The following is a 16,461-nucleotide window of genomic DNA, read 5'->3' on the forward strand; positions in this document are numbered from 1 at the left end:
ATGGACGAACAAGGCGTTGAGGATGCAGCCATCCTGCTGATGTCGCTGGGTGAGGAAGAGGCCTCCGAGGTCTTCAAGCACCTGCAGCCCAAGGAAGTGCAGAAGCTCGGCGAGACCATCGCCAAGCTCAAGGTGATCCCGCGCGAGAAGGTCGAGCAGGTGCTGACCCGCTTCGACGCCGTGGCCGAAACCCAGAGCATGCTGGTGCAGGACACCGACGAGTACGTGCGCACGGTGCTGCGCAAGGCCCTGGGCGACGACAAGGCCAACCTGCTGCTGGACCGCATCCTGCAGGGCAGCGACGTGAGTTCGATCGAGAGCCTCAAGTGGATGGACTCGGGCTCGGTGGCCGAGCTGCTGCGCAACGAGCACCCGCAGATCATCGCGGCCGTGCTCTCCCACCTGGACCATGACCAGACCAGCTCGGTGCTGAAGGTCTTCACCGAGCGCCAGCGCAACGAGGTGCTGATCCGCATCGCCACGCTGGACGGCATCCAGCCCACCGCTCTGAAGGATTTGAACGAGGTGATGAGCCAGCTGCTGGCCGGCGGCGAGCGCATGAAGAAGAGCTCGCTGGGCGGCGTGAAGACGGCGGCCGAGATCATCAACATGATGGGCTCCAGCGTCGAAGCCTCGGTGCTGGACTACATCCGCGAGGCCGACTCCGACCTGGCGCAGAAGATCATGGACAACATGTTCACCTTTGACGATCTGGAGAAGATCGACGACAAGGGCATCCAGGCCGTGCTCAAGGAAGTGCAGAGCGAATCGCTGGTCGTGGCCCTCAAGGGCGCCAATGCCGAGCTGCGCGAGAAGGTCTTCCGCAACATGTCGACCCGTGCCGCCGAAACGCTGCGCGAAGACCTCGACACGCGCGGTCCGGTGCGGCTCTCCGAGGTGGAGTCCGAGCAGAAGGAAATGCTCAAGATCGTGCGCCGCCTGGTCGACGAGGGCCAGATCGTGCTGGTCGGCGGCGGCGACGACCAGTTCGTCTGAGGCAGCAGCTAGATGGCCACCCGAGCACCTCGCCAGGTCCCCCCGCCGGAACGCCGGTCGGGCGAGGAGCGGCGCGAGATCTATGCCCGCTTCATCCCGCGCGAAGAGCTCAGCGGCTTCGCCGCCTGGAGCCCCGACGCGCTCAGCGGCAAGCCGGCCAATCCGCGCGGCAACCCCACGATGAACGCGCCCGCGGCCGCCCCGGCACCGGCCGAGGCACCACCGCCACCGCCCGCGCCCGATCTGCACGAGCAGCTGCATGCCGCCCGCCAGGCCGGCTACCAGGACGGCTACCGCGATGGCATGGCCGCGCTCGATGCGTTCAAGCACAGCTTCGCCACCCAGATGAGCGCGCAGATCGGCAAGCTGGCAAGCAACTTCGACGCCGAACTGCTGGCGCTCGAGGGCCAGATGAGCGAGACGCTGGCGCGCTGCGCCGTCGAACTGGCGCGCCAGGTGGTGCGCAGCGAGCTCAAGCAGAACCCCGAATTCATCGCCCGCGTCGCACATGACGCGGTCGAGGCCCTGCTGCTCTCGGCCCGCCATGTGCGGGTGCGCGTCAACCCGGCCGACCTGCCCTTGGTGCAGGACGGCGCCGGCGAGGAAATGCGGGCCCGCGAGGCCCAGATCATTCCCGACCCCGAGGTGGCGCGCGGCGGCTGCAAGGTCGATTCCGACATCTCCAGCGTCGACGCCACCATGGCCACGCGCTGGCAGCAAGCTGCCGCCGCGATGGGGCAGAGCTCGCTGTGGGAAGACCGGCGAGGTGGCGGCCCTTCTGAGGAGAGCGTCGAATGAGCGCTCGCCAGGAACGTTGGACGCGCTACCTGGACGACCTCCAGGCCTTCGCCGCCAACCCGGTACCGCTGGAGCCACAAGGCAAGCTGGTGCGCGTGGCCGGCATGGTGCTGGAAGCCACCGGCGTGCGCGTGCCGGTCGGCTCAGTCTGCGAAATCCACATGCCCAGCACCAGCGCCAACCCGCGCCGGGGCAGTGCGCCAGTCAAGGCCGAGGTCGTGGGTTTCTCCGGTGATCGCGCCTACCTGATGCCGACGGATGAAGTGCAAGGCCTGTCCAGCGGCGCCCTGGTGCTGCCGCGCGTCGCGCCAGCGCAGGCACCGCAGCTGGGCCAGCCCCAGCATCTGTGGCGGCGTGGCGAAGACCGGGGCCTGCACCTGCCCATGGGCGACGGCCTGCTGGGCCGCGTGGTCGATTCGCATGGCCATCCGCTGGACCGCAAGGGCCCGCTGGAACTGGTGCAGGACGAGCCCATGATCCGCCGCCCCATCAATGCGATGGACCGCGAACCCATCCGCACGCCGCTGGACACCGGCGTGCGCGCGATCAATGCCATGCTCACCGTGGGCCGGGGCCAGCGCCTCGGTCTGTTCGCCGGCACCGGCGTCGGCAAATCGGTGCTGCTCGGCATGATGGCGCGCTACACCCAGGCCGACGTGATCGTCGTGGGCCTGATCGGTGAGCGCGGCCGCGAAGTGAAGGAATTCATCGAGGACATCCTCGGCGAGGAAGGCCTGCAGCGCTCGGTCGTCGTGGCCGCGCCGGCCGACGCGCCGCCGCTGGTGCGCATGCAGGGTGCCACCTATGCCACGGCCATCGCCGAGCATTTCCGCGATCGCGGCCAGCATGTGCTGCTGCTGATGGATTCGCTGACCCGCTACGCGATGGCCCAACGCGAGATCGCCCTGGCCATCGGCGAGCCGCCGGCCACCAAGGGCTATCCGCCGTCCTGCTTCGCCAAGCTGCCGCAGCTGGTCGAGCGCAGCGGCAACGGCCTCTCGGGCGAGGGCTCGATCACCGCCTTCTACACCGTGCTGTCCGAGGGCGACGACCAGCAGGACCCGATTGCCGACGCCGCCCGAGGCATCCTGGACGGCCACATCGTGCTGTCGCGCGAGTTGGCCGAGGCCGGCCACTACCCGGCCATCGACGTCGAACGCTCGATTTCGCGGGTGATGAGCAATGTGGCCAAGCAGCCCCATATCGAGGCGGCCCGGCGTTTCCGCCAACTGCTCGCGAAATACAACAAGGCCCGCGACCTGATCCAGCTGGGGGCCTACCAGCAAGGCAACGACCCCGACCTGGACCTCGCCGTGCACCTCCACCCCGACATGAACCGCCTGCTCCAGCAAGACATGCACAGCGCCGCTCCGCTGGCCGGCAGCATTTCACAGTTGGGCCAAGTCATGCTTCAAGCCTGAATAGAACATGCCGATAAGCCAAGAAGGAGATCTTCGTCATGAGCGCTAGCCAGAATCTGTCGGCACTGTTGATCCTGCTCGAGCGTGCCGAAGCCGAGCGCGACCAGGCCCTGCAGGTGCTGCAGCAGGCGCGCGCGCGCGCCGAAGCGGCCCGCGTCCAGGCCAACCAGCTGAGCGACTACCGGCAGGAGTACCAGCAGCGCTGGACCCAGCAATTCGCACAGCGAACCACGGTCGACATCCTGGGTTGCTACCAGACCTTTGGCACCCGCCTGGACCAGGCCATCACCAGCCAGGGCAATGTGGCCAGCCATGCTGAAGGCCATCTGTCGCAGGCGCAGGAGCTGCTGCGGGAGCGCGAGATGCGCGTGGCCTCGGTGCGCAAGCTGATCGAGCGCCGCCGCCAGGAGCAACTGCGCGGCCAGCTGCGCCAGGAGCAGAAGGCCACCGACGAGCAGGCCGCCCGCGCCGCCCTGGCGGCCTACACGCCTGCGATGCGCCTGTCGGCCTGAAGCACCCGCAGCGCCACGCCCGAACAAGGATCTCCCCATGAGCAGTACGACTCCCAGCGCCCAGACCGGTGCCCGCACCAACACCGCCCTCTTGCCCACGCTGGGCCTGGGCGGCAACGCCCGCACCGGCACTGGCGCGGAAGCTGGCGGTGCCGCCTTCTCCGATCTGCTGCGCGACAAGATCGCCGCCCCCAAGCCCGAGGCGCCCAAAGCCGCCAGCCCGGCCCCAGCCGCGCCTGCGGCCCAGGCAGCGCCGGCCCAGCCGGCCGCCAAGGCTCGCAAGGCCGAGGCGCGCGAGGACGATCAGGCCGCCGACAGCACCACGGCCGGCACCGAGGGCGAGAGCGAAACGGCAGCCGCTCAGGAAGCCGGCAGCACCGAAAACCGTGGCGACGCCCGCAACAGGCGCGCGGCCAAGGCTGCCACCGGCCAGGCCCTCAAGCCCGGCAACGAAGCAGCCAAGGCGCAGCAAACGCCCGGCGAGCCAGTGACCGTCTCTTGCGCCGCCGACGACATGGCCGCCGCAGCGACGACCGAACCCGGTGAGGATGCTTCGGCGGACGCAAGCGTCGACGCTGACGCCAGCGTCGCCCAGGCCATCCTGCAGATGATCAATGCCCCGGCCAGCGCGCCGGTGAAAGCAGCCACTGCCGGCAGTACCGACAAGCCCGCCACCGAGGCCGCGCCAGACGCACGGCTGCAGACCCTGCTGCCCGCCGATGGATCCGCCCTGGCGGCTTCGTCAGCCAAGAGCGCCACGGCCCAGGGCCAGGCCGCCGCCGCCGTGGCCGCCGGCCAGCTGAAGCTGGGCGAGGCCCTCGACGGCCAGGCGCAAATGGTGGGCGAGGCCCAGCTGGCCCGCGCCGCCGAGGCATTGGCCGCCCCCAATGCGCAGGCGCCCACCGGTGGCCCCGGCAGCTTTGCCGCCCATCTGCAGGCGCTGAGCAATCCGCGCTCGGCCCAGGCGGCCGGCAGCGGCGCCCCCAGCACCATGGCCCTCGCGCAGCCACTGCACAGCCCCGAGTTTGCGCCCGCCCTGTCGGCCCGCTTGGCACTGCTGGCGGCCGAGGGCGTGCAGCAGGCGCAGCTGCAGCTCAACCCGGCCGAGATGGGCCCGGTGTCGGTGCAGATCACCGTCGACGGCCAGCAGGCGCAGATCGCCTTCCATGCGGTGCAGGCCGAGACGCGCCAGGTGCTGGAGCAAAGCCTGCCCGAGCTCGCGGCCGCGCTGCGCGACCAGGGCCTGACGCTCAGCGGCGGCGGCGTCTTCGAGCAAAGCCAGCAGCAGGCCCGCGAGCAGGCCCAGCAGGCCGCGACCGGAGGTAGCAGCATGAGCCACAGCGGCCTGCCCAGCGACGCCGAACTGCTGTCGGCCCAGGCCAACAACAGCCGCACGCCAGCACCGCGCAGCCAGGGCGTGCTGGACCTTTATGCTTGAGCCCCTGGACAGGGCCCTTCATAACTGAGTGCTTTGCCCTGTTATTTTTCGAATCCCCGGCGCCGGAGTTTTCAATAATCGGAGCCAGGCTCATCCGCCCTCATGCCTTCGCATGAGGCGGTGGGCATGAACCAGGAGCCCTTTCAATGGCCACAGCGCCCGCCGCAGACGCCGCCGCCGCCCCCGCAGGCGGCAGCAAGAAGAAGCTGATCATCATCGTGGTCGGCGTGCTGGTGCTCGTCCTGGTCGCCGGCGGTGCCTTCCTGGCGCTGAAGAAGAAGACGCCCGCTGAAGGCGAGGACGGCGAGGAAGCCGCGCCCGCCGCGCACGCACCGGCCGCCGCTCACAAGGTCGACCCCAGCCATCCGCCGGTCTTCGTGCCGCTGGATCCGTTCACGGTCAACCTGGCCGACAAGGACGTGGACCGCTTCGCGCAAGTGGGTGTGACGCTGGAAGTGGGCGACGCCAAGATCGCTGACCAGGTCAAGGCCTACATGCCGGCCATCCGCAGCAACATCCTGATGGTGCTCTCGCACAAGACCTCGGCCGAGCTGCTGACGCGCGAAGGCAAGGAGAAGCTGGCCAAGGAAATCATGCGCGAGTCGGTCCGCCCCATGGGCGTGGACCTGCCCGACGAGGACGAGGAAGAAGAAGCCGCCGCCGCCGACACCGCCAAGAAGAAAAAGAAGAAAAAGAAGGTCGTTGTGGTCAGCCCGGTCACGCAGGTGCTGTTCTCCAATTTCATCGTCCAGTAAGCCAAAAAGCTTGTTGACGGTTCTCCACCATGAATCAGCAAATCCTCTCGCAAGACGAAGTTGATGCACTGCTGCAGGGCATCACCGGTGAGAGCCAGAAGCTCGAAGCCGAAGAAGTCCAGCAGGGGGGCATCCGCGACTACAACCTGGCCAGCCAGGAGCGGATTGTTCGTGGGCGCATGCCCACGATGGAAATCATCAACGAGCGCTTCGCCCGCAACATCCGCGTCGGCCTGTTCAACTTCATCCGCAAGAGTCCGGAAGTCGCCATCGGCGGCATCAAGGTGCAGAAGTACAGCGCCTTCCTGCGCGAGATCGTGGTGCCCACGAACTTCAACATCGTCTCGGTCAAGCCGCTGCGCGGCTCGGGGCTGATCGTCTGCGACCCGACCCTGGTGTTCGCGGTGATCGACTCGCTGTTCGGCGGCATCGGCAAGTTCCATGCGCGCATCGAGGGCCGCGACTTCTCCGCCACCGAGCAGCGCGTGATCCTGCGCCTCGTCGAGGTGATCACGGCCGAGTACAAGAAGGCCTGGACCGGCATTTACCCGCTGGAGCTCGAATACCAGCGCTCGGAAATGCAGCCGCAGTTCGCCACCATCGCCACGCCCAGCGAGATCGTGGTCTCGACCTCGTTCACGCTGGAAATCGGCGAAACGAGCGGCACCGTCTATTTCTGCGTGCCCTACTCGACGCTGGAACCGATACGCGACGTGCTGTACTCGACCACGGTCGGCGACTCGACCGAGCCCGACCGCCGCTGGGTCAACCTGCTGAAGCACCAGATCCAGGCCGCCCAGGTGGAGTTGGTGGCCGAGCTCGGCACGGCGCCGGCGACGGTGGAACAACTGCTGGCCTTCAAGCCTGGTGATTTCATCGAGCTGGACCTGGAACAACTGATCAAGGCCAAGGTCGATGGCGTGCCGGTGTTCGACTGCCACTACGGCACCTCGAACGGCAAGTACGCCCTGAAGGTCGAAAACATGCTGACCGGCCCCGACCAGGGCTGGCTGGGAGCCCGCAATGCCTGATACCCCGTCGCAAGAAGAACAGGACGCGATGGCGGCCGAATGGGCTGCTGCGCTCGCCGAAGCCAACCCCGGAGGCGGCACCGAAGTGGCCGAGGAAGTGGCCGCGCCGCAGGAGCAGGTGGCGGCCGCCAGCTTCGCCAACTTCAGCCCCACGCCGGGCAACATGCCGGGCAGCGACATCAACATGATCCTGGACATCCCGGTCCAGCTCACCGTTGAACTCGGCCGCACCCGCATCCCGATCAAGAACATCCTGCAGCTGGCCCAGGGCTCTGTCGTGGAACTCGACGCCCTGGCTGGCGAGCCCATGGACGTGCTGGTCAACGGCTATCTGATTGCCCAGGGCGAAGTGGTCGTGGTGAACGACAAGTTCGGTATCCGCCTGACCGACATCGTGACGCCGTCCGAACGGATGCGGCGTCTCTCCAAAGGCCAGTAAAGCTCGCTGAAGCGCCTGGAATCCGCCCCTGAACGGCGGATTGGCGGAGCGCATCGCAGCCAGAATCAGGCTGCCATGTCATCTCCTTCATCCAGCCTGCTCCCCTTCCTCTGGTTCCTGGCCATCCTGTGCCTGATCCCGCTCGCCCTGTGGCTGCTCAAGCGCACGCCCATGGGTGGCGGCGCTGCAGCCGGCCAGATGCGCACCGTGGCCCTGCTGCCGCTGTCGCCCAACCAGCGCATCGTGACCGTCGAGGTGGGCCAGGGTGAAGACCGCCGCTGGCTGGTGCTGGGCGTGACCGGTGCGCAGATCAGCACCTTGCATGTGATGCCCCCGCAGCCTGAAGCGGCGCCGACGGCGCATGCCCTGCCCTTTGCCGAGCAATTGAAGGCGCGCATGCGAGGCAACTCCGGGAGCGGCGATGCTTCGTAAGCTCTCGCTGGCCTTGCTGCTCCTGGCCGGCAGCGTCGCGGCATTCGCGCAGCAGGCCACCGCACCGGGCACCCTGCCCTTGATCATTGGCCAGGGCGCCGGTGGCAACAGCTACTCGGTGCCCATCCAGACCCTGCTGTTCTTCACCGCGCTCGGCTTCCTGCCGGCCGTGCTCCTGATGATGACGGGTTTCACCCGCATCGTCATCGTGCTCTCGCTGATGCGTCAGGCCCTCGGAACGCAGGCCGCGCCGCCTAACCAGGTGATCATCGGCCTGTCCTTGTTCCTGACCTTCTTCGTGATGGGCCCGACGCTGGACAAGGTCTATGCCGACGCCTGGCAGCCCTACAACAGCGGCCAGATCAGCTTCGAGGTGGCGCTGCAGAAGGCCGAGGTGCCGATGCGCGGCTTCATGCTCAAGCAGACCCGCCAGTCCGACATGGCCTTGTTCTCGCGCCTGGCCAAGCTGGACGCGTCGGTGAAGCCGGAGGCCGTGCCCTTCAAGGTGCTGGTGCCGGCCTTCGTGACCAGCGAGCTCAAATCAGCCTTCCAGATCGCCTTCCTGATCTTCATCCCCTTCCTGGTCATCGACATGATTGTCAGCTCGGTGCTGATGAGCCTCGGCATGATGATGCTGTCACCCGTGCTGGTGGCCCTGCCCTTCAAGCTGATGCTGTTCGTATTGGCCGATGGCTGGAATCTTCTTCTCGGCTCGCTCGCAGCCTCCTTTGTGACCTGAAGCCATGGACGCCCAACAAGTCTTCACCTTCGGCCAGCAAGGCCTCTACATCCTGATGCTGGTGGCCGCGCCGGTGCTGCTGACCGTGCTGACGGTGGGCGTGCTGGTCAGCGTGTTCCAGGCGGCCACGCAGATCAACGAGGCCACGCTGTCCTTCGTGCCCAAGGTCGTGGCCGCCGTCCTGGTGCTGGCCCTGGCCGGGCCCTGGATGATGACCACCCTGGTCGAGTACATCCAGCGCACGCTGCAGAGCATTCCCTCGGTCGTCGGCTGAAGTAGAAGACGTCCATGTTCAGCGTCACCGAGGCCCAGCTGCTGGCCTGGCTGAATCCGCTGCTGTGGCCGGCGATACGTACGCTCGCCCTGTTCGCGGGCATGCCCATCTTCAGCCAGCGCAATGTGCCGATGCGGGTGCGCGTGGGCCTCGCGGTGTTCATCTCGCTGGCGGCCCAGCCCTCGCTGCCGGAGATGCCCATCCAGCCGCTCGATTCGCCGCCGCTGCTCATGATGCTGCTGGCGCAGCAGTTGCTGATCGGGCTCTCGATGGGCTTTGCCGTGCGCGTGGTGTTCGCAGCGCTGGAGTTCGCCGGTGAAGTCATCGGCCTGCAGATGGGTCTCAACTTCGCCGGCTTCTTCGACCCCGCCACCGGCAGCCAGGGCACGGCCAGTGCGCGCTTCTTCGGCTCCATGGTGGCCTTCCTGTTCATCGCCATCAACGGCCACCTGCTGCTGATCAATGCCCTGGTGCAGAGCTTCCAGGCCTTCCCGGTGGGCGAGGAGCCCTTCCACTTCCTGCGCGTGGCCCAGCCGCAGACCTGGGGCGCCGAGATCTTCCGCATGGGCCTGTGGATCGCCCTGCCCCTGGTCACCATGCTGCTCTTCGTCAACCTGGTGATGGGCGTGATCTCGCGCGTGGCACCGCAGATCAATGTGTTCTCGGTTGGCTTCCCGTTGACGGTGAGCATCGGCCTGATCGGCATGGTGGCCACGCTGCCGCTGATGCATCAGCCCTTCATGATTGCCCTGGAACGGATGCTGGCTGCGTTCACGTGAGCCCGCTGGCCTGACGCTGCGCGTCAGGCGCCCCCCCGAGGGGGTGGCGGGCAGTTCGGGACCGGCCCAGCGCTTGCCCGCTACCTGACTTCGCGGGCCAGCTTCAGGAGCTGCGAGCTCAGCATCAGGCCCCGCTTGCGCGCCTCGCCGAGGTTGACGCGGAAGCTCAGGCCATTGGGCTCGACCGCGAGCGCAATCGAGGCGCCGGCTCGAAACGCCTCGGCCCCTTCCCCCACCACCAGCACCGGCGCATCAGCCAGCGACTGCAGCCAGCGCTGCAGTTCGGCGCGCTCATCGAAGGTCAGCACCAGCAGTTGGCAGCGCCGTGCCTGCTCCGGGGTGTTCAGCAGATGAAATTGCACGCTCGGCACGTCCAGCGGCTTTCGCGACACGGCACGCAGCGCCTCGGGAAGACTGCCGCGTCCGGCCACGCAGTAGCTGAACTCCTGCAGCGGTGGCGGCGGCCATTGGGTGTACTGGACGAAGCGATAGATGAAGGCCGCCTTCAGCTGAGCCTCGGCCTGCTCGGCCGTGGCGGCACACGACATCGCCGAGGCCATCATCGCCACGACCGTTACCAGCCTGCTGCGCGCGCTCATGGGAACCGCCTCGTCAGCTGGATGCGCAGCGTGCGCCGCTCCTGCTGCAGCGGCGGACCAAAGGGATCGGTGCGGTCGAAAAAGCGCGTGTCGGTCGCGTTGTAGAGGCCGATGCCGAGTTGCGTGGCTGCATCGAGCTCCCAGCCCAGGTTCAGGTGATGGATGACATGCCCGGCCAGCGGGCCGACGCTGGTCTCGCGCCGGCTCATGGCCAGCATCTGCCAGCCGAGTTGCCAGCCCGGCGCCAGCGGCAACGACAGCCGCGCCTTCAGGAGTCGCGTTGGCGAGTTGCTGAGCTCTCTGTCCTGCTCGTCATGCGTGTGCTGCAGCGACAGGGCCAGGTTCAGGCGCGTGCCGCCCTGCCATTGCTTGTCCAGGCCCAGCTCCAGGCCCTTCGCATGGGTCGGGCCGGCATTCTGATAGTCGGGGATCTCGGCGCCCGGCGTGATCAGGTCCAGCATGCGCGAGCGGTAGACCGAGGCGCTGTAGCGCAGGCCATCGCCCAGCGACTGGTCCCAGGCGAGCTCGGTCGTCCGGATCCGCTCCGACCGGGGCAGCCCTGCGCCCAGGCTGTTGTTGGTGTCGAACTCAAAGAGGTTGGCATTGCGAAACGCACTGCCGTGCTGCAGCTTCAGGCTGCTGTTGTCGTCCGGTCGCCAGTTCCACGCGAGGCGAGGGTTCGCGCGATGACCGAAGTACTCGGAGTGGTCATAGCGCCAGCCCAGCACCAGTTGCTGGCGCTCGCCGAGCCGGATCTCGTCCTGCAAAAAAAGGGCTGCATTGCGGTTCTTGCCATAGGACAACTGGTCCAGCTCATGGTCTCGCAGGCCATAGGACAGCTCCTGCAGCCTGTCGTGATGGAGGGCCAGACCGGCGATCCAGCGCTGGCCGGTCCAGCGCTGGGTGCCGAGCAGCAGTTCGGCGTCATGCCAGCGTCCGAGGGCGCGGGCTCGGTAGTCGCCGAGCTGGTACTCGAGCGGCGTTGGCGTGTCGGAGTGGTAGAGCGAGCGCTGCGTGGACAGGTGCAGCTCCCAGTCCCAGTCCGGGCCCAGTTCCCCCTGGTAGCGCAGGCTGGCGAAGGACAGGCGCGATTGCTGCACCTGGGTTCCGAAATCACGCGGCTGGGCATGACTCACGGCGAAAGGCAGCAGGCGCAGCCGATCCGTGAGGCCCGCGCGCAAGTGCCAGCCGCCGCGCGACCAGGCAGCGACGAGCCGCTTGAAGCGCTCGCTGTTGCGATCCAGCAGGGCTTCGCGCTCGCCGGGAAGCGACTCCACCGGCAGCCGGATTCGGTTCTGGTCGCTTGCACTGAGCGCCAGCCACCACTCGCCACCCTCGTCCAGGCGCCGCCCGTAGCTGGCCAGCAGCTTGCCGACACGGTCGCTGCCGGCACTGGCGCGGACCTGGGCACCGCCGAGCTTGTCAGCCCGCTTGGTGATCACGTTGATGACACCAAAGAACGCGTTGTTGCCGTACAGGGCCGACCCCGGGCCCGGCGCGAACTCGACCCGCTCGATCAGCTCGACGTCGATCTGGAATTCGTCGACGAGGGCCGCGTCGTAGATGTTCTCGTTGGCTCGCATGCCATCGATCAGCAGCAGCAGCCGTGCATTGAAATCGGCCGGCCGGCCGAGACCGCGCGCGGCGATGAAGCTGAACGAGCCGTTGTAGGTCGTGAACAGGCCCGGCAAGGCATTCAGCACATCAGCCAGGTTGCGCATGCCATGGCTGCGGATGTCTTCGTCGGTGAGCACGTAGGTCACCGTCGGGGCCTGGTCGGCGCGCTGGGCGAAGCGCGAGGCGGTCGAGACCTCGGCCCGGCGGCCGGCGTCGGGCAGGCTCTGACGCAGCAAGTCGGCGAGGCTGAGATCGCTGTCCGGCGCGGCTTGAGGCGCCAGGTTCGGCGCCGCCGCCTGCGGCCAACTCGGCGTAGCAGCCATGAGCCCGGCCGCCAGCAGCAGGCTTTCAAGCGGCCGGCGGCTCATCCGAAGACCTCTGTGCCCGCCGGAAGGTGTTCTTGCCGGCCCGCTTGGCCACGTACATGGCGGCGTCGGCCCGGTTCAGCAGTCCGGCCGCGTCCGAGGCATCCAATGGGCAGAAGGCCAGGCCAATGGTGGCCCCGACCGGCATCAGCTCGCCATGCACCAGCATGGGCTCGCGCACGGCCGCGACCAGGCGGCCCGCCAGGTGCTCGGCACCGCCCTCATCCGGCAGATTGGGCAGCAGCAGCGCGAACTCGTCACCACCGAGGCGGCACAAGCGGTCCGACAAGCGCAGCACCGACTGCATGCGCCGCGCCACCTCGCGCAGCACCTCGTCGCCGGCCTCGTGGCCATGGCGGTCGTTGACCTGCTTGAAGTTGTCCAGGTCGATGAACATCAGGGCCGACAGCGCGCCGTCGCGCACCGTCTGCGCCACCATGCGCTGGATCTCCTGCTGGAAGAAGTGTCGGTTGGCCAGCTGCGTGAGGCTGTCGTAGTGGGCGAGCTGCTGGTACTGCAGGCCGACCGCCTGCTCGGTCTTGAGCTGCTGGTTCAGATCGGCTTGCCAGACCTCGATGCGCTTGAGCATTTCGTTGAAGCGCTCGGTCAGCCGCCCCACCTCATCCTGGCGGTAGATCGTGCCCCGACGGCTGTAATCGTGGCGCTGCGAGACCTGCTCGGCCAGCGCCGACAGCTCGACCAGCGGCGCCAGCGCGCGCTTCTGCACCACGCGCAGCACGCGTGCCGCAATGGCGATGGCGGCCAGCGTCAGCAGCGCTGCCAAGGCCAGCGTGCTCAGCACGTCGCGCTGCAGGCTCTCCAGGCTTTCGCGCAGACGAAGCGAGCCCAACGTCTCGCCCTTGAACTGCACCGGCACCCAGACCTCCAGCTCGATGCCGCGCTGCTCGGTGCGTGGCTCGCGCAGGCGGAGCGGCGCCACCTCGCGCGGTGCCACGGCCAGGCCGGGCGCCTTCCATTGCCCGACCAGACCCTGGGCCTGGTCCAGCACCAGCACCTCGAGCAGGTCGGCGCGGCGCGAGAAGGCGGCGAGTTCATTGCGAACCGCCTCGCGGTCACTGAAGGCCAGGGCCGGGGCCAGGCTGTTCGCCAGCAACACGGCGCTGAGCTCGGCGGCCTGCGCCTGGCGCTCACGCACACGCCACCAGGACAGGTAGGCGATCAGGCTGAGCGTCACGACCAGGGTCAGGCTGAGCACGCTGAGATTGAGCCAGCTCAGCCGTCGCACCAGCGATTGGCGTGATCGGCGTGGCGGCGCCGGCGGCATGCTGGCCGCCGACGCCCCCAACGACGACGTCGATGCTGGCACGGCCTGCACGGGCGGCTCGTGCTCGGTGGCGAGGTTGCTCATGGCCCGCTTCGCTTCTTGAACCCCTGATGGGTTCGCGCCTATTTAAAGCGAAATCGGGCCGGCCGGCCAGCACTGACCATGCCCGGGCAAACCCGGCCCGGGCGACGGCGAAGCAGCAGAAACTCAGGCGGCGACGCTCAGGCTGCCCTGACTCGCGCTGTTGCCCTGCCCCGCCTCGGCGCTGTGGCTGTAGGCATCGCGCAGCTGCTGCACCAGTTGCTGCAGCGCTGCCATGGCACGCTCCTGCGCGGAGACGGTGCCGTCGCCATTGAGGTCCAGCGGGTCGGTGCTGGAGGAGCTGCTGCTACTGCTGGAGCTGCTGCTCGTCTTCTCGCTCGCGCCCTGCTCTGGCGGAGGCCCAGGCGGCGGACCGCCATGGCCGCCACCGGGCGGGCCGCCGGCGTCACCCGCACCGCCGGCACGCTGACCGGCGAAGGCCACGGTCGAGGACGGCGGCGGCAGCAGGCTCTTCATGCCGCTGTCGAGTTCGTCGGCATCAAGGCTGCCATCGCCATTGCTGTCCATCTTGCTCAGCAGTTCGTCGGCCGAGCCCAGGCTCTGGCCGCTGCGCTCGCTGAACTTGTCGAGCAGGGCTTGCAGCTCGGTGCCGTCGACCGCGCCGCTGCCGTCGCTGTCGACCCGGGCGAACATCTTCTCCTTCATCGCGCTGGCACGCGAGGCTTGCAGGTCGGACCAGGCACCCGAGGTGCTGCCGACCGTGGCTATCGTGCTCATGAGAGCTCCTTTCACGGGGTTGCTTGGAATGGTCAAAGCCCCGTGCGGACGAGCCGCCGGGGCCTGTTCGATTCTTTGCAGCGCCGCGCACCGGCTTGTTGCCGAGCGGTGTCGAGTCCGACACAAAGCACGTTTCAATCGCTGGAGATGGCAGGGCTTGCACCCCCTGTTCTCGCGGCTCCCGCCGCGTCGCCGGTTCAGCCGATCAAATCAGCTCTCGACCAGGCCGTTCCTGATCGCGTAGACCGTCAACTCCGAATTGTTTGCGAGGCCCAGCTTCTCGAGCACGCGGGCACGATAGACGCTCACGGTCTTGGGGCTGAGCATCAGCTCCTCGGCAATGTCGGAGAGGCGCTTGCCCGAGGCGATCATCACCAGGGTCTGCAGCTCGCGGTCCGACAGTTTCTGGTGCGCCTGCTCGGTGACCGGCGCGGTCAGGCTCTCGACCAGCATCTGCGCGATCTCAGGCGTCACATACTTGCGGCCTTGCGCCACCGTGCGCACCGCCTGCACCAGCAGTTGCGGGTCGCCGCCCTTGTTGACGTAGCCGAAGGCACCCGCCCGCAGCGAGCGGATCGCGTACTGGTCTTCCGGGTACATGGAGACGATCAGCACCTTGACCGGCGAGCCCTCGTCCTTCAGCACATGCAGCACGTCCAGGCCGCTGCGGCCGGGCATATTGATGTCGAGCACGAGCACGTCGCACTCGATCCCGGGTTGGCGCATCAGGCTGCGCAATTCGCCGTAGTCGCCGGCCTCGCCAATCACTTCGATATCGGATGCATCGGACAAGGTGTCGCGGATGCCGCGCCGTATCAGCGCGTGGTCATCACAAAGAATCACTTTGATCATGCACTGCCCCAGGAAGACGGATCATGTTCTATGGCCGAAGCCTCTTCTTGCCCCAATTGCTCGGCCCGCTGCGCCTCCAGCGGCACCGACAGGATCAGGCTGGTGCCGCGCGCGCTGCTGGAGAGGTCCACCCAGCCGCCCACCGTGGCCGCCCGCTCATGCAGGCCCCGGATGCCGAAGCTGCGCGCCTTGGCCAGCGCGCCCGGGGTCAGGCCGCTGCCATTGTCGCTGACCTCCAGGGTCAGCACGCCCGAATCCACGCTCAATTCGATCGTGACCTTGGAGGCATTGGCATGCTTGGACACATTGGTCAGCGCCTCCTGGGCCGTGCGGTAGGCCACCAGCGGCACGCCGGGCGGCAGCTGGATCATTTCCGAAGTCGTTGAGATGGCGGTCGCGATGCCGGTGCGCTTCTCGAAGCGCGCACCCATCCACTGCACGGCCGCCACCAGACCCTGCTCCAGGATGGCGGGCCGCAGGTTGTGCATGATGCGCTGGCTAGCCTCGATGGCGTAGCTGACCGTCTCGAGCGCCGACTGCACGCGCTGGCGGACGCCCTCGTCCTGCGCATGGCGAGTCATCCAGGCCAGGTCGAACTTGAGCGCGGTCAGCGAGCCGCCCACGTCGTCGTGGATCTCGCGGGCGATGGCCGCCCGCTCCATCTCCACGCTGGTCTGCAAGTGCCCGGCCAGCTCGTGCAGGCGCTGCTTGGAGCGCAGCAGCTCGCGGTCCGCCTCCATGCGGGCCTGCTCGCTCTCGTTGGCCTCGATGGCATGTAGGAGCGCCGGAGCCAGGCGCGTGAGGTTGTTCTTCAGCAGGTAGTCGGACGCGCCGGTGCGCATCGCGGCCACGGCCGTGTCTTCGCCGATCTCGCCCGAGACCAGGATGAAGGGCGTCATCAGCCGCGCATCCTTGACCATATCCAGCACCACCAGGCCCGAGAAGCCCGGCAGGTTGTAGTCGGAAATGATGGCGTCCCACTCCAGGGTCAGGGCGCGGCGCACCTCGTTCAGCGTGTCGACCCGCTGGATGTCCAGGGCAAGGCCGGCACGGCGCAGCTGGGCCAGGATCAGCTGGTGATCGAGTTCGGAGTCTTCAACATGCAGGACGCGCAAGCGCCGGTCTGCGGAGGGGGCCGTCATGAGGCGGGAGTATGCCAATTCACCTGGGAGCCCCCCGGCATGCCAAATCTCAAGTGCGACCGCAAAACCACGCCTCGCCCGGCAAAAAGGGATTACCCTTATCAGAAATAAAGGGAAAACGTCGAACAGTTGCACAGGCCGGGTCTGTCCGCGATAGCCCTGTCGACA

At 67.6% G+C, this 16,461-nt stretch carries 18 protein-coding genes; 12 read left to right on the forward strand and 6 right to left on the reverse strand.

The window, feature by feature from the left end:
* From fliG to fliR, 12 genes are all read left to right on the forward strand, one after another.
* Entirely contained in the window at window positions 1–996 is a 996-nt protein-coding gene (gene fliG, locus J7U46_RS12185) for a flagellar motor switch protein FliG (RefSeq protein ID WP_282826126.1), read from the forward strand.
* Window positions 997–1,008: 12 nt separating this feature from the next.
* Window positions 1,009–1,794, forward strand: coding sequence for a FliH/SctL family protein (locus J7U46_RS12190; RefSeq protein ID WP_282826128.1), 786 nt, complete (start codon window positions 1,009–1,011; stop codon window positions 1,792–1,794).
* Window positions 1,791–3,215 (forward strand): flagellar protein export ATPase FliI, encoded by a 1,425-nt coding sequence (gene fliI, locus J7U46_RS12195; RefSeq protein WP_282826130.1) that lies wholly within the window; start codon window positions 1,791–1,793, stop codon window positions 3,213–3,215. The genes J7U46_RS12190 and fliI overlap by 4 nt, the downstream gene beginning before the upstream one ends.
* A gap of 38 nt (window positions 3,216–3,253) precedes the next feature.
* Window positions 3,254–3,727: a flagellar export protein FliJ gene (gene fliJ / locus J7U46_RS12200; RefSeq protein ID WP_282826133.1), complete on the forward strand. Its 474-nt coding sequence runs from the start codon at window positions 3,254–3,256 to the stop codon at window positions 3,725–3,727.
* Between the two features lie 37 nt (window positions 3,728–3,764).
* The gene (locus J7U46_RS12205) at window positions 3,765–5,165 is read left to right on the forward strand and encodes a flagellar hook-length control protein FliK (RefSeq protein WP_282826135.1); all 1,401 of its coding nucleotides are present in this window, start codon (window positions 3,765–3,767) and stop codon (window positions 5,163–5,165) included.
* A gap of 146 nt (window positions 5,166–5,311) precedes the next feature.
* Window positions 5,312–5,920 carry a flagellar basal body-associated FliL family protein gene (locus tag J7U46_RS12210; protein WP_282826137.1) on the forward strand — a complete coding sequence of 203 codons (609 nt, stop codon included), beginning with the start codon at window positions 5,312–5,314 and terminating at the stop codon, window positions 5,918–5,920.
* 29 nt (window positions 5,921–5,949) lie between these two features.
* Complete coding sequence (gene fliM / locus J7U46_RS12215; RefSeq protein WP_282826139.1) at window positions 5,950–6,951, forward strand: flagellar motor switch protein FliM; 1,002 nt, start codon at window positions 5,950–5,952, stop codon at window positions 6,949–6,951.
* Entirely contained in the window at window positions 6,944–7,390 is a 447-nt protein-coding gene (fliN, locus tag J7U46_RS12220) for a flagellar motor switch protein FliN (RefSeq protein WP_282826141.1), read from the forward strand. The genes fliM and fliN overlap by 8 nt, the downstream gene beginning before the upstream one ends.
* Window positions 7,391–7,465: 75 nt before the next feature.
* A complete protein-coding gene (locus tag J7U46_RS12225; protein WP_282826143.1) occupies window positions 7,466–7,822 on the forward strand; it encodes a flagellar biosynthetic protein FliO in 357 nt (118 codons plus the stop codon).
* Window positions 7,812–8,561 (forward strand): flagellar type III secretion system pore protein FliP, encoded by a 750-nt coding sequence (fliP, locus tag J7U46_RS12230; protein ID WP_282826144.1) that lies wholly within the window; start codon window positions 7,812–7,814, stop codon window positions 8,559–8,561. The genes J7U46_RS12225 and fliP overlap by 11 nt, the downstream gene beginning before the upstream one ends.
* Window positions 8,562–8,565: 4 nt before the next feature.
* Complete coding sequence (fliQ, locus tag J7U46_RS12235) at window positions 8,566–8,835, forward strand: flagellar biosynthesis protein FliQ (protein ID WP_282826145.1); 270 nt, start codon at window positions 8,566–8,568, stop codon at window positions 8,833–8,835.
* Between the two features lie 14 nt (window positions 8,836–8,849).
* On the forward strand, window positions 8,850–9,614 hold the full coding sequence (gene fliR, locus J7U46_RS12240; RefSeq protein WP_282826146.1) for a flagellar biosynthetic protein FliR: 765 nt from the start codon (window positions 8,850–8,852) through the stop codon (window positions 9,612–9,614).
* 80 nt (window positions 9,615–9,694) lie between these two features.
* On the opposite strand, the gene J7U46_RS12245 is transcribed toward fliR, so the two are convergent.
* The 6 genes from J7U46_RS12245 to J7U46_RS12270 form a co-directional block, all read right to left on the reverse strand.
* Window positions 9,695–10,213 carry a YfiR family protein gene (locus J7U46_RS12245; protein ID WP_282826147.1) on the reverse strand — a complete coding sequence of 173 codons (519 nt, stop codon included), beginning with the start codon at window positions 10,211–10,213 and terminating at the stop codon, window positions 9,695–9,697.
* Entirely contained in the window at window positions 10,210–12,198 is a 1,989-nt protein-coding gene (locus J7U46_RS12250) for a TonB-dependent receptor (protein ID WP_282826149.1), read from the reverse strand. The genes J7U46_RS12245 and J7U46_RS12250 overlap by 4 nt, the downstream gene beginning before the upstream one ends.
* Entirely contained in the window at window positions 12,179–13,564 is a 1,386-nt protein-coding gene (locus J7U46_RS12255; RefSeq protein ID WP_282826151.1) for a sensor domain-containing diguanylate cyclase, read from the reverse strand. Before J7U46_RS12255 ends, J7U46_RS12250 begins: the two co-directional genes overlap by 20 nt.
* Window positions 13,565–13,687: 123 nt before the next feature.
* Window positions 13,688–14,299 carry an EF-hand domain-containing protein gene (locus J7U46_RS12260; protein WP_282826152.1) on the reverse strand — a complete coding sequence of 204 codons (612 nt, stop codon included), beginning with the start codon at window positions 14,297–14,299 and terminating at the stop codon, window positions 13,688–13,690.
* A gap of 210 nt (window positions 14,300–14,509) precedes the next feature.
* Window positions 14,510–15,151, reverse strand: coding sequence for a response regulator transcription factor (locus J7U46_RS12265; protein WP_282826154.1), 642 nt, complete (start codon window positions 15,149–15,151; stop codon window positions 14,510–14,512).
* Window positions 15,148–16,293 (reverse strand): sensor histidine kinase, encoded by a 1,146-nt coding sequence (locus tag J7U46_RS12270; protein WP_282826156.1) that lies wholly within the window; start codon window positions 16,291–16,293, stop codon window positions 15,148–15,150. The genes J7U46_RS12265 and J7U46_RS12270 overlap by 4 nt, the downstream gene beginning before the upstream one ends.
* Between the last annotated feature and the right edge of the window lie 168 nt (window positions 16,294–16,461).

The sequence above is a fragment of the Pelomonas sp. V22 genome (assembly GCF_030014915.1).
In the GTDB taxonomy this organism is placed as follows: Bacteria; Pseudomonadota; Gammaproteobacteria; order Burkholderiales; family Burkholderiaceae_C; genus JAUASW01.